Origin of the sequence: Borborobacter xinjiangensis (assembly GCF_047739745.1) — a bacterium.
Lineage (GTDB): Bacteria > Pseudomonadota > Alphaproteobacteria > Rhizobiales > Rhizobiaceae > Pseudaminobacter.
The window spans coordinates 35675-48358 of sequence record NZ_JBLLVA010000009.1; the positions used below are offsets into that span (position 1 = coordinate 35675).

10 protein-coding genes are annotated in these 12684 nt (G+C 61.1%); 4 read left to right on the forward strand and 6 right to left on the reverse strand.

What is annotated here, in order from left to right; translation table 11 throughout:
- Nucleotide 1: 1 nt before the first annotated feature.
- The 5 genes from ACLKMW_RS11870 to ACLKMW_RS11890 form a co-directional block, all read right to left on the reverse strand.
- The gene (locus ACLKMW_RS11870; RefSeq protein WP_415724678.1) at nt 2-1741 is read right to left on the reverse strand and encodes a phospholipase D-like domain-containing protein; all 1740 of its coding nucleotides are present in this window, start codon (nt 1739-1741) and stop codon (nt 2-4) included.
- Complete coding sequence (locus ACLKMW_RS11875; protein WP_415724679.1) at nt 1738-5169, reverse strand: DEAD/DEAH box helicase; 3432 nt, start codon at nt 5167-5169, stop codon at nt 1738-1740. The genes ACLKMW_RS11870 and ACLKMW_RS11875 overlap by 4 nt, the downstream gene beginning before the upstream one ends.
- Nucleotides 5170-5246: 77 nt before the next feature.
- A complete protein-coding gene (locus tag ACLKMW_RS11880; RefSeq protein WP_415724680.1) occupies nt 5247-6167 on the reverse strand; it encodes a hypothetical protein in 921 nt (306 codons plus the stop codon).
- Nucleotides 6168-6379: 212 nt separating this feature from the next.
- Nucleotides 6380-7264: a nucleotidyl transferase AbiEii/AbiGii toxin family protein gene (locus ACLKMW_RS11885; protein ID WP_415724681.1), complete on the reverse strand. Its 885-nt coding sequence runs from the start codon at nt 7262-7264 to the stop codon at nt 6380-6382.
- Nucleotides 7261-8088 carry a type IV toxin-antitoxin system AbiEi family antitoxin domain-containing protein gene (locus ACLKMW_RS11890; protein ID WP_415724682.1) on the reverse strand — a complete coding sequence of 276 codons (828 nt, stop codon included), beginning with the start codon at nt 8086-8088 and terminating at the stop codon, nt 7261-7263. The genes ACLKMW_RS11885 and ACLKMW_RS11890 overlap by 4 nt, the downstream gene beginning before the upstream one ends.
- 104 nt (nt 8089-8192) lie before the next feature.
- Between ACLKMW_RS11890 and ACLKMW_RS11895 the strand changes: the two genes are divergently transcribed.
- The 4 genes from ACLKMW_RS11895 to ACLKMW_RS11910 all read left to right on the forward strand — a co-directional run bounded on the left by ACLKMW_RS11895 (nt 8193) and on the right by ACLKMW_RS11910 (nt 11878).
- On the forward strand, nt 8193-9566 hold the full coding sequence (locus ACLKMW_RS11895; protein WP_415724683.1) for a DUF4238 domain-containing protein: 1374 nt from the start codon (nt 8193-8195) through the stop codon (nt 9564-9566).
- 176 nt (nt 9567-9742) lie between these two features.
- Entirely contained in the window at nt 9743-10276 is a 534-nt protein-coding gene (locus ACLKMW_RS11900; RefSeq protein ID WP_415724684.1) for a hypothetical protein, read from the forward strand.
- On the forward strand, nt 10273-11061 hold the full coding sequence (locus tag ACLKMW_RS11905) for a hypothetical protein (protein WP_415724685.1): 789 nt from the start codon (nt 10273-10275) through the stop codon (nt 11059-11061). Before ACLKMW_RS11900 ends, ACLKMW_RS11905 begins: the two co-directional genes overlap by 4 nt.
- Entirely contained in the window at nt 11054-11878 is an 825-nt protein-coding gene (locus tag ACLKMW_RS11910) for an integrase (protein ID WP_415724686.1), read from the forward strand. Before ACLKMW_RS11905 ends, ACLKMW_RS11910 begins: the two co-directional genes overlap by 8 nt.
- A 132-nt stretch (nt 11879-12010) precedes the next feature.
- Here the strand turns inward: ACLKMW_RS11910 and ACLKMW_RS11915 are convergent, their stop codons facing one another.
- Nucleotides 12011-12625, reverse strand: coding sequence for a recombinase family protein (locus ACLKMW_RS11915; RefSeq protein WP_113946499.1), 615 nt, complete (start codon nt 12623-12625; stop codon nt 12011-12013).
- Nucleotides 12626-12684 lie beyond the last annotated feature (59 nt).

A 12684-nucleotide genomic window follows, 5' to 3' on the forward strand; every position in this document is an offset into this window, starting at 1 on the left:
GTCAGCTGCATTCGGCTTCGAATCTATCGAGCAACGACGTTGCCAGGTTCGGGCCCTCCAGATAGAGGCCGATTTCATCCAGTGGGTTGTCCTCGAGACCTGACTGCGAGCCCCAATTCAAACTGCTGACGACGACGTGGTCACTGTCCCAGGCCAGAAACTTCGCGTGCAGCTGCGGTTCGGGCACGCCGGTTAGGTCGACTATGCCATGGAGTCGTTCTCGGTGCTTCGTTACGTGGCCCCGCTTCACCGGGCCAGTACGACGCGAATAGTAGATGCGGACGTCGCTGAGCCGCCGGCCAGCGACCTCGGCGGGATCGAAGAGCGCCGGCACCATGTTCGCACCGACCTTGTTCGTACAGCAGACGAAGCGTTGTTGGGCATCGTGGGCGGCGACGCGCAGCAGACGTTGGTGGTCGGCGGCATGCAGGATCGTCAACGTAGCGGCGGGCGCCTGTGCGCCTTCGGGGGTCGAGAGCATGTTTCGCTGACGCCGCAGTTCGGACGCCATGAACTGTAGCGCTTCCACCGATCGGCTGGCACTGGAAAGTTTGGAGACTATCTCGCGGAGCAGATCCAGCCCCTCCGCCACCGCCTGGGATTCCCTGAGTTCCGCCGAGACTTCGACGGCCGAGAACGGGGAGTGGAGCCAATTGCACGAGCCCATCAGCACAACTGCTCCATCGTGACCGTCGTCGGCCACGAGGAACTTCGCATGGCTGTCAACAGGATCCCTCTGCACCAGGAGATAGCCCCTTGTTTGCCTCGTGGCGGACAAGCGGAGAAAGAGTTCCTGCATGGCCGTGGCGTGCTTGGCGCGATCGAGCGAAGTGCCGAAGAAGAGGTGACATCTGACTCCCCGCCTGCACGCATCCTCTAGTGATCGCACGATGCGTTCGCGGCGATCCCTGCCCTTTTCATCGGACTGCGAGGCCACGAAAGTGGATAGGACGAATATGTTGGACGTGGCGGCGCCGACAATCTGCTCGAAGCGCTTCAAGTGCTGCTCGGCACCAACGACAAGCTGGTCGACGTCAAATCGGGTCTCGATGGTTGCGGGGCGCTCTGGCGGCGGGGTCGTGGTTTTCGGTAGAACGCCGGTCTTGATCGTCGTCTTGAGGGCTTCGACGAGCTGGTCGCTCGCCCCTTGCGGAAATACGCCGGCTCCCACCTCGTCGAGATCGAGCACGAGAAATTTCGGCTCCAGGAAGGAGCTGTTTGCCTGTACGCCCCGCAGCCATTCGCCTTGCCTGAGCATACCGACCATGAATTCGTTGACACGCTGCATCATCGAGTAGTGAGTCTCCGGCGGCTCACCATCCGGAAATCTGATGATTGAGCCCGTGGCGGGAAGTTTGGTGACGGGGATGGTGTCAACGTCCCTGGTCCTGAAAACGGATAGTCCGACCTTCTCGTAGACGACGCTGATACCGATCTCGCGGTCGGTCGAGCGTTCGGGAAGCGCGCGCCCGGTCCGTATGAAGTCATGACCGACGCTGCTGGCCGCAAGGACAGGTTGCGGTGACATCCGGACCTCGACGAGGCCGAATTGCATGAGCCGGGCGACGGTCGAACTTACTACCTGTCGCGGGATCTTGAGCGTCTGGGAGATATCATTGATCGTGCCCGGGCTTCGATCCAATGACAGCAGGATCATTTCCTCGACGGGGCTCCACCCCCAGGTCCGTTGGACGATGCCGGGTGCCCTATAGTGCCACGCCGGGATGTAGATGTTGTTCACCGGGATAGCCTCCCCTGCTCATCGACAGGGATGACGGTGGCGCCCCTGCCGCCAACCGGAAAGTCGGTCTCGGACAAGCGAGCGATTTCGTCGAGCATGATCCGCAGAAAGCTGAGTTCATCATTGACCCCGTCAGGGTCGATCCCCTCCACGGCATTGCGGATAAACTGCCGGCTGGTCGCGAGGACCAGCTTCTGCTTGGCGCGACTCAGCAACACATTTAGGCGTTGAGGGTTCTTGATGAAGCCAAGGGCTCTCGAGCCCACAAGGACGTTGTTGCGCACAAGGCTGGCGACGACGACATCGGCCTCGCCGCCCTGGAAACTGTCGCTGGTGTAGACGAACTTTCCGTCGCCTCGTGGGCTGGCGAAGCCGAACAGGGTACCTGCGGACACGTCGATCTCAGGCTTGAGCAGTCGTTCAAGGTGATTGACCTGGGCCGAATACGGAGACAGCACCACGAGCGTCGGCACGGGCGCCCCCTCACGTCTGACGGGCCGCAGCTTCGCCATGGCGGCCAGCAGCGCTGTCGCCTCCACCTCGTTGCGAATTGAGCGCTTCACCGTTTGCTCGAACGCCCGTCTCTTGACTACGCTCAGCGACGGCACGTCCAGAATAACGACCGGAGAAGCGGGAAACCCGTCGGCGCACTCTACGGTCTGTTTGCGAGCCTGCACCCGGTCCGAAGATACCAGTTGCCGCTTGTAGAACGTGTTGGAAACCAGCTCGCAAATGGCCGGGTGCATGCGGCTCTGCTCGCGCAGCGTGTTGGCGATCGTGCTGGGGCGCCCGGTGTCCCCAGCCCTAATCTCTTCCCGCGCGGCAATTGACTTGAACGGCTCTTCGAGACGAGACGCGATGGCGAGAACGTCGCTGAGCAATAAGGGATCTGCCTTCAGTGCGTCGAGGGCAACCTCCACTTCGCTTGGCAGGTCGGAGATCGCGGCGAGTTTCTCCTTGGCATCACGTAGCAGTTCGCTAGCCCGGCTGGCATCGTAGAACTTTTGGCGGTCGGCCGCATCGAAGGGAGACAGCTGATTGTGATCGCCGATCATCACCCTGCGGTTTCCCAGAAGAAGAGCACCGATTAGTTCGGCGCCATTGGCCCGCGCGGCCTCCTCGACAAACACCCAGTCGAACTGCTCGCCGTCGGCTATCATCTCCTCAAGAATATGCGACGATGTGGTTGCAAGCGTCACATCGGACGAGCGCAGCATCAGACTATCGGTGTCACGCAGGGCGCGGTCGGCGATCGACTGCTCGGAGGTATCTACAGGTTTGAGTGCCTGGATGATCTGATTGAGCTGGTTCGTCATGATCGCGGCGCTGGCCGGGTCCGGCTTCGAAACCGAGCGCAACAGAGAATGCGAACTCCGCCTCAGCGTGCTTTCTTTCTCGCTGGAGCGCGATCGTTCGACGCGAACGACGATGGTGGAGGTCGCGGGGAGGAACTTGCGAAGCTCGTCCTCCATATGGACGAGTGTCTCATGATTTTGAGACGACACGAGGATACGAGCATCGGGGGTTTCGTGCAGGATGCTCTTCACGAGGTGCGAGATCAAGAATGTCTTGCCGACGCCGGGCGGCCCGACAACGACATTGATGGATCTGCCGGCGATGATCGACTCCCACGCCTCGATCTTGGACCGCTCCATGTCCGCGTCGCCTGGCGGTGAACCCGGTGCGGCGATGTCGCGCAACACCTCATCCATCGCAACCTGCGCCGGATCATCCAAAGCCCTCAGAAGTTCGATATTGGACCTGGCGGCCACAATATTCTGGAGTCGCCGCCGGATGGCCCGTTCGGTGCCGGTGTCCCTGCGAGGGCGGAGAAAAAGCCGTTGCCCCGTTTGAATGGACAGGTTGGTCCCGAAAGCGAACGCGGTTTTCCCCTTGATCAGACCGCTGCCTTCGTAGCTGAGTTCAGGCACGCGCTCGCGGCCCATCGCGAGTCGCGCCGATTGTGAAAGCGTCCAGTTGGGTTTGCCGTCGTCATACTTCAGCTCGCGTCTGAGTGCCTCGGCCGCCAGCCGCAACCCCATCATTTCGCGCTGAGCATCACGCGCTGGGTCATCGCTGGGCGCCAGCCAGACAACGTTCGCCTCGGCGTTGGCTGGTGCGAGCACATCGACGGGATACAAGCGAAACTGTTCCCTTAGCAGGGTGAAGGCCTCGAGGAGGATGAGAGCGAACCATATTGGAACGTCGGTCGTCCCGTCGGCGGATCGGACGGGTTCCAGGAGGTCGCGCCAACGCTTGGCGCCGGGCCCGAGGTTTTGGACCCGCTCTTCGGCGCTCGCTCGATTTCTTGACAAGTGCAGGCGATGAACAATTTCGACCGCGCCATACATCCATTCATTTGCACGACGCTGGTGCGCACCTTCGATCATTCCGACGGAGTCGCTCATGATGCGAACATTGTAGATCCCGAGATCGGTCATGAGACGTGCGGTGTCCGGACCGGCCGGAACGATGCGGACGCCGGCCGACAGCAGATCGTCGGCGACAAACTGCATAATCGCTGCCGCATCGGCCGCGGGTATGGTGCCCGAAGAGAGGGCCGGCAAATCGCTCTGAACCACACCCCTTGAGGGATAGAGTACCATTTCCCCATCGGAGGTCGAGCCGACCCTGTCGAGTTCGATCACGACGTTTCGCAGCTCGTCGAGAACTACTGCGCCATCGAAAAGCTGGAACTGCGGTGGAGTGGCCAGCCGTTCCAGCATTCGGCGTTCCACGGACAGAAGCGCCGGAGGGTTGTCGCCTTCGAGGCCGAGGAGTGCGCCTGCGACCGCGGCCAGGTCGATCCAGTCCTGCCGGAACGAGATCGTGGCAGAGGCGCGAAGCAGGTGCCCGGAATCTTTGAGATCACCATCCGAGATATGGACGCAGGCTTCGACACCACCGAGGCGATAATCGGCGCTGTCATCTCGGTGTGAAAATATCGAATGCATGCTGACGCCGCCGTGCACGATGCCGGCGTCGTGACACAGCGCGAGCGCTTCTGCGACGCGGACCATATTCCGCCAGAAGACCCCACGACTTGCGCTCGTCAGATAGCGCCCCTCCTTTGCCCTCCGGCGGTGTGATGCTCCGGAAATCGGACTCCCGGGATTGAGCATGACGATGGCGAGTTCGTGCTGATCTTCCGCAGCTTCGAGAACCTCAACCAGAACGTCCCGAGCGCGGCGGGAGGAGAGCACTCGTCGAATCCGCCTCAGCCCACGGGCGACAATTGCCCGCAGATCATCGTCCAGTGCCGTGCCCGTCTTCTTGAACAAGCGCAGTAGGTATGCCTCGCCGTCCGCAATGCCGACGGCAGTGCGGAGGTGAGAATCCCACCCGCCTGTCAACCGCGCAAACGAGTCTTCTGCGAATTTGAAACGAGACTCTAGCGGCGGATTACTCTTCTTGTTGACTGCAGCCATATGGTTTGCGCCCGTGAATACTTCTGCCTAGCAGATTCGAGGCCGCCTTGCCGTTTGATGTGGCAACAAACTGGGGGCTAAACCAAAATACGGGTGTTGAGCTCCGCGTAGGGCGTCTGGGCCTCGATCCCCCGTCGAGTGGCATAGAGGCGGGCAACGCCGTCCGGGAGAGACTCGACCTGGGGCGCGAAGAGGTAGGGCATGATGTCGGTCAGCCGCGGCAGTTCTGAAATGCGATGCCGTTGCAGGTAGCCGACTGCCTTTTCGCGCACCGAACCAGAAGCCCATGTGGCGGTTCCAGGACTGGCGAAATGGATTTCCTCGACTATGCCCTTGATCCAAAGCCACGGCGCAATGCGCTCCGTTCGATCGTTCGAAATGCGCCACATCGGCAGATAGTCGCGTGAGAACACGACTTCCGATCCGTCACTCAACTTCCAGACCCCATAAGGCAGCCAGATCCGCGAGGGCACGAAGTCTTGGAGTGGGGAGCGCGGCGTGGCCACCTCGAAGTCGGCTCGCTCACCAAATCCCGTGTCGAAGAGCAGGTATGTCGGACGGCCGGGATAACGAAGGTAGGCCGGGCTCCTGGAACCATAGGCTTTGTCCCTCACGATGGTTCCGGGCTTGCCACGACCAGGCGGGCCGAAGACACGCTGCCTCCAGAAGGAGGTACGAAGGACCATGTGCTCGTCGATCGACCATGGGGTCGCTCGCAACAGCCGCGCTCTCGATACCGCATGTTGCACGTCGGCTTCCGGGAGGGCCAGGGCGTCAGCCAGCTCGAGAATGATGCGCAAGGCATCATCGAGACTGATGTGTTCCGTTGTCGCGGAACTGTTCGGCTTGGTAAAGATCGAGAGCTCATACCAGTCCCGGTAGCCGAGCGCCCGGGCGAGTGCCTCATGCACGGTCGCCAAGTTCAGTTCGGCCGCGCCGCGTGTCAGATATTTTGCGGCCTGTTTCGGCCGAACGAGATCGGAAAAGTGGATTCGCATGGAACCGCTCCAGCGGTGCTTGCAGCAGCGTGTCCACTCGGCCCGCGCACCTTGGAGAGAGGTTCATACGGGGTCATCGTTCATTCCTGCCCGTGGGCTTTGCCAATGTGGACGGCATGGCCGGATCAGCCATTGTCCAGCATAGGCGATTCGAGCCGATCGGCAAGCCGGATAGCGAGAGCTATCGTATAGACCAAGCTCATCGGATGACCTTATGGGGCGCTCGGAGTTGACCGCCCGATTAGCCCAAATCGCTCCTTCATCTCTTCGGTGCGAACCCAGGTGTCGCCGGCGATTTTTGCAATCAGCCCCTCGAATACGCGCTCGAACGCCTCTTTGGTGGCATCGTCCGATAGAGTCTCTGCCTGCGCTGCCGGCAGCAATGGCCGCATATCGGTCAGCAGCCGAGGATTTGCCAGCTTGGCGAACATCCGTTCCTCGGCCTGAGCGCGGGATATCGATTGGCCGGCAAACTGAAGATAGCGGCCGAACACCTCGGTGACCCGATCAACGTCAAGTCCGTCGAATACATCAAGGGCATGGGAGAGATCATAGAGATCACGCCCCTTGTCTCGCTGCAGGAGAGCGCGCAGTTTGGTGGCGAGCATTTCCTCCCGAGAGAAGGTCGGAATCGCGGCCACACCGGCAAACCAGGGATTATCTATCCGAAGCGGCAGCGTTTTTGGCGGATCGTAGGCTTCGATTTCACGCGTGTTGATTTCGACTTTGAGGCGAATGGAAACGCCGCTTCCGTCTTCGGCATCCACACGGAACCGAAATTTGGGAGCAACCGGGCTTTGATCGAATTGCGCCCGGCCAAGCCACGGCTCGAGTACGACACGCAGCTGATCCAAGATCGGGCCGATGGGACCTGCAGTCGTTCGGACGAGATCTATGTCCTCCGAGTAGCGCAGCGGTTTCGGGAAGTGCAGCTTGTTCAGCGCCGTGCCCCCGCGAAAACGCAGTTGAGCGGACAGGAGATCGTCATTGAAGATGTCGATGAGCGCACGGCTGATGATGAGGTCCTGCTCGACCTGACGCTGATCGGCCCACGGAACGACGTTGCCCCAGGCGACAATGTTCTGAGCGGGAATCATTCATCGACTTCCGGCGTGCGGCGCACGACCACACGCCAACGATCGTCGTGCTCCAGCGGCGCTGGCGTGAAATCCGGATCGCGCGTTTCATCGCGGTCGAGTTCCGTCCACGGCGTGGCGCCGCGCGCCGTCAGCGCAGCATGCATCGGATTGGCGCGATCCGCATGGCCCAGTCGTTCCAGCAAGTGGCCGAGACGCTGGACGACGGGCCGCTCGGCCGCATCGGACAGCGCGGCGAGCTGGGACGGATCGATCTTTTCGGCAAGGTCCGTGAGCACTGTTGCAACGTTATCGATCCCGCCCGCAGCCTGTGGGTAGCGCAGGAGGTCGAGCGCTGTGAGGGCGGGTGAGGATATTTTCATTCTGCCTGTATCCGTTTTGCGATCCTCGATACCCGACTCCACTGCTGCGATGTCTTTGCGGTAATAGAAGACGATCAGATTGCGGCCGGCTTTGATCTTCGACATGCGTTTTGCGGTGACGATCTGAAATTCCATCACGGCCTGGTGCGTGGCTCCGTGAAGTTCCGCCGCCTTCAGCAAGCCGACATAGTAGGGCTGCTGTTCGTGGCGCATCAGGGCATCGATGTACCATGGGGGCGGCGGCGCACCCCAGGAGGCGAACTGCGGGGGCACTGCGACATAGAACCCCTGCCGAGGTCTAATCAGCGCCTTACGGCGTTGAAGGCGCTCGGCCGCATCGAGGAATGCACCGCGTCCGACGCCGAGCGCCTGTTCCGCCTGTTCGCTCGTAAAGACGACCTGTCCTGCGGAAAGCAGGCTTGCGATGTGAGCTGACAGGGCAGAGCGTTGATCGTGAACCATGCTCTATTATCCGCTTTTAGCGCGGATATTTCAACATGATCGGACATGGCTGAACAAATCGTTCTCGTGTTTCCGTGCCACGAGCGGTTTTTCAAACATGATTTGTGAAAAGGTGGCTATCTTGCCGACCGTCGTTCCAGGCCAACATCGACCGCCTTGGTCGCCATGCAAGTGCAGCTTATCTTCTATTTATGTCGAAACCATCCAAGCCTCCCAGAAAGCACCATTATGTAACTCAGGCGCAACTCCGTCACTTTGCGCGCGACGCGGGCCGCACCCAGATCCACGTCTTCGACAAGACGACAGGCAAGAGCTTCATGTCGTCGATCTTGGACGCGGGTTCGGAGAACGACTTCAACACAATCACCGAAGATGGCGGACGGCTCAATTTCGAGGCGATGTACGACGCGGTTGATGATGCCGGAGCAGCGATTGTCGCCCAGATCGCGGAGCACCGCTCGTTGTCATGGATGGGCGATCAGCAGGTATTGGCGCTGGCGGACCTTGGAACGGTCCAGATGCTGCGAACAAAATTGGCCCGTGAAACGCCCGGCGTGCTCGTCGAAGAGATGCGGGACTTGCTGGACAAACTCGGAGCCGATTTGAACGACCCGCAACTGGCACCGCCGACTGACGCCGATGCCAAGCGCGGCACGATCGAGGCATTCGCCAAGCGCACCAGCCATCGAAATTCCTTTCTACGGTTGATGCCGGGCCTGGTTGAGCCTGCGGGCTCGGCGCGCTTCTTGATCTCTGACCACCCGGTCGTGTTCACCAATCCCTTTCCCTATGGGGATCATGGGCTACAGGCGCAGGGTATCCTCGTGCATCTGCCGTTGAGCCCGACACTACTCTTAACCTGGCATTGCCCCACGATCGTTGCACGCCTTGACCGTCTCCTGTGCACCGAAGGAAAAGAGCATGCGACGCTACGTGCTTACGGCCGGGGCCTGATTTCGGGAGAACCCGTCGCCATCAGCGATGAAGAGGTTGAGCGCCACAACGTAGTACAAGTGACGCAATCGCGGCGCTTCCTGTTCTCGCATGCGGCAGACTTTAGCTGCATCCGCGATCCGCTCACGACAGAACCTAGGTCGGGACAGCGTGATGCGCTGGTCCATCTCGGCAGGATGGGGGAAGGCCCTCCGCCCCGGCGACGCATGCCCCAGGGATGGAACATGGTGGTGCATGGTCCGCGCGACCATTGCTTGCTGCATCTCGAAGAGATCGACCCGGACGGCGAAGGGATCACTGCGCGGACCAGCGATCTAGCGCTGCTCAATGCCGCAGCCCAAGACACGCGGCTCGATTATGTCGAGCTATACGATGGGCCGCGGCAGCGTAGGCATCTCGGCCAGGTGAAACTTGAGGTGCTTGCCAATCGCGGGCCTGGCTGGTTCAGGGCGGTGCATTTCGATGACTCGCTGCGGGCCCTCGACCGGCACATCAGCGAAACGAGTGGCAAGAAAATGGGTTAAGAAGCGACCCGACGCTGGCACCTACAGGGAGACATTCTGCATGACGTCGAACGTCTTCCCTTGGCTAGAACAATCCGTGGGGACCGCATAGACAGTTGGGGCGCCGACGACAGTCGGTGTGCCCGCCGGAATAATTTCGTACCTGCGGGATCAATCTGCTTGGGGGGCGTAAAGTTGTGGCGATCCTTGATCCGCGCGTGCTCGAATTGATTGAGACTTTGGTGGCAGCCCGGCTGGACTGGTTGGCGTTCGAATTGATTGAAGGAATTCGGCTCGGCCGTTTGCCCGATGAACCCGAAGAAGTGCTCGCGGCGGCGCGCCAGTCCGTCCGCAGCAATGCCCAACCCAAAGCCCGCGGCGAGCCGCACGTTCTGCTTGAGGAGCCGAAGCCGATACCAGCGGACGAGCAGGTAGAATGGGCGGCGGCCTATGTCGAAGAGCGGCTCGATGCGGCGCTCGAACAGCTGCAGGCATCGTTGGAAACGCTCGACTTCATCGTCGAGGCGACCATCGAGCGGCAGGACCCTCAAGACGTACCGACACAGGCATCCGGCAAGACCGATCAGAACGTGACATTGGTACTGCTGGACCTCGAGGGCGACCGGAAAAGCAGCCGTGACGATGTTGCAGGCGCCCGCGACGACTTTTCCACCCTGCATGCAGCGCTGGCGGACTGGACCGCTCGGGCCCGCGGACAGGCGACGACATGATCCCCGCTGTCCAGACAGCTCTTAATACGATCGTAGGTCGCGTCACGACGCTCGACCACGCTTCCGGCGCCGGGCGGATCTTTGAGCTATTCGTGATGACCAGCATGGCGCGCGGCTTACGAGACGCCGGCTTCAGCGTCTGGCTCCAGCGATCCGACGGGACTATCATCCGCCCCGGCGATGCCGATAGGCGTTTCATTCAACGCGGCGGTGCGCCTGCCGGCGTCCCCGCAGCCTCGGCGGGGTCGAGCAATGCCAGCGTGATCGGCTTTCGCTGGGGCCGCCGAAGGAAGTGGGAAATCTGGAACGGCATTCAATTCGCAGGTCGTAGCGCCGCGACACACGAGATCGACATCTCGATCGTGCCGGGCAGTGTCGGGACCGAGATCCGTAAGGCCGGTGGCATACCGGTGGGTCGCCCGCGCGTAGCGATTGAGTGCAAGGATGTCGGCACCTCCGGCAGCGTCGACGAGATGCGGGCCTTCATCGCGCGGCTCTATGATGTCACGCTGCTTCACGCGCATCATCGCCACATGCACTTTCCCGACGCCCGGGCGCTGCATCCCGGTAGCCCGAACGAGCCGAAGCACCGAGCGATCGTAACCTATTGGCAGGAAAACCGGCGCACCAAGAACATCATCGCACGCCGCACGGGGTTCACCGCGGGGACCGCGCCGCTCGGCGAGTATCATCGAGTCGAACCGCACCGGGATATCAGCGTCGGAAGCAGCACAGTCGATGAGCTGGTCTGGTCGGTGGTCAATTGGGTCCGCCACAATGCCTGAACCGGACGAATTCACACAGAAGCAATCTGCAGAGGCAATTCGGCTCTATACCGCCTATCGTCACGAACTAGACCATAGCCAGATCGGCGGTCGTTTCATGCCCTATCGCTGGTGGAAGCTGCCCGACCCGCTCGCCGGGCTTTGGATGCCCTATTCGAGCATGCTGTCTGACTACGCCGCGGAGCTCGCGAACATCATCAATGATCTGACGCATGACGTGCATCGGCTGCGCGCATGGGCGCGAGTGGCGGCCTCACTGTCCAATGAAGAAAAACTCGCGGTCTCGCACGAGTTCATTGACACGCTGGGGACCGTCGCACTCGGGCGACCTTACGCGATCAAATCGCGCTTCGCCTTTGCGGCGGGCCATCTTTGCCACCAAGCCAATAAGACGAACGATCTCCAAGGGTGGCGTGACCAGTTCCCGAATGAGCGAGCGCTCTATCTGGACGACATAGACCAGATCTGCAGGGGATGGCGACGCTTCCGCTCGTTCAAGCGCCGCATCGAGCCTATCGCCGGCGGCGCGTTCAAGCAGGCCACCGGGGACTTCCGTAACGCCTATAATCATCGTTTCTCGAGCCGGTTTCTGATCGGGATGAGCGCGATGGTCACGCGTATCGTCGGCGAAGACGGGCGCATTTGCTACGGTATTGGCGGCAGCGAGCCGCTCAATCTCGATCAGGTTGCCGATCTACTCGCCATTGAGCGTGACCACTGCTATCGCGCCTTTGAAGCGTTTCAGGCGCTGGTAGCGGAGCACGCCGCAGCGATCACGGGGTTCGATCTCGGCAGCGAAGGAACACTTCTGTCCTGAACCGTAATTCTTCGAGTGTGGGTGATTGCTAGAAGCTCGCCGCAATCTGCAGGCAGCCATCGTCGGGAAATCGCATTGTGCACCACATCGCGCACGGCGATCCTGGGGTCGTTTGCGGGAGGGGGCGAAATCCTACGCTAAGCCAAGAACGCGCTTCCCATAGTCCCTGAGTTCGCCTTTTGGGCCGACGTAGCGATAGAGAGTGACGCGCTCGATCCCGAGTTCCTTGCACAGATCGGAAACGGAAGTATCGCGCTGTGCCATGGCCGCCTGGGCGAGCCGCACCTGTGCCTTGGTCAGGGCGAATTTTCGGCCGCCTTTGCGACCGCGCGCTCTTGCGGCGGCGAGGCCAGCCATGGTCCGTTCGCGGATCAGGTCACGCTCGAACTCGGCCAGAGTGGCGAAGATACCGAACACCATGCGGCCGGATGCGGTGGTGGTGTCGATCTGGGCGCCCTTTCCGGTCAGCACCCGCAGGCCGATATTGCGATCCGACAGATCCTTCACCGTGTTGACCAGGTGAGCGAGCGATCGCCCGAGGCGGTCGAGCTTCCAGACCACCAGCACATCGCCGTCGCGCAGGGATTTCAGGCAGGCGGCCAGTCCGGGCCGATCGTCGCGGCCGCCGGAAGCTCGATCCTCATAGATATTGTCCTGTTCGACGCCGGCGGCGCGCAGGTCGTCGTGCTGCAGATCGAGGGACTGGGAGCCATCGGCTTTGGAGATGCGAGCGTATCCGATCAGCATGTTTCTTAAACGGTGGTTTGAGGGGGGGGCGCTGGCCACGAATGATTTGTTCGCTGGAA

Bases quoted from the DNA above. Each gene is read 5' to 3' on its own strand.
- ACLKMW_RS11875 (WP_415724679.1), bottom strand. From the start codon at position 5,169: ATGGCTGCAGTCAACAAGAAGAGTAATCCGCCGCTAGAGTCTCGTTTC.
- ACLKMW_RS11880 (WP_415724680.1), bottom strand. From the start codon at position 6,167: ATGCGAATCCACTTTTCCGATCTCGTTCGGCCGAAACAGGCCGCAAAA.
- ACLKMW_RS11885 (WP_415724681.1), bottom strand. From the start codon at position 7,264: ATGATTCCCGCTCAGAACATTGTCGCCTGGGGCAACGTCGTTCCGTGG.
- ACLKMW_RS11890 (WP_415724682.1), bottom strand. From the start codon at position 8,088: ATGGTTCACGATCAACGCTCTGCCCTGTCAGCTCACATCGCAAGCCTG.
- ACLKMW_RS11905 (WP_415724685.1), top strand. From the start codon at position 10,273: ATGATCCCCGCTGTCCAGACAGCTCTTAATACGATCGTAGGTCGCGTC.
- ACLKMW_RS11910 (WP_415724686.1), top strand. From the start codon at position 11,054: ATGCCTGAACCGGACGAATTCACACAGAAGCAATCTGCAGAGGCAATT.
- ACLKMW_RS11915 (WP_113946499.1), bottom strand. From the start codon at position 12,625: ATGCTGATCGGATACGCTCGCATCTCCAAAGCCGATGGCTCCCAGTCC.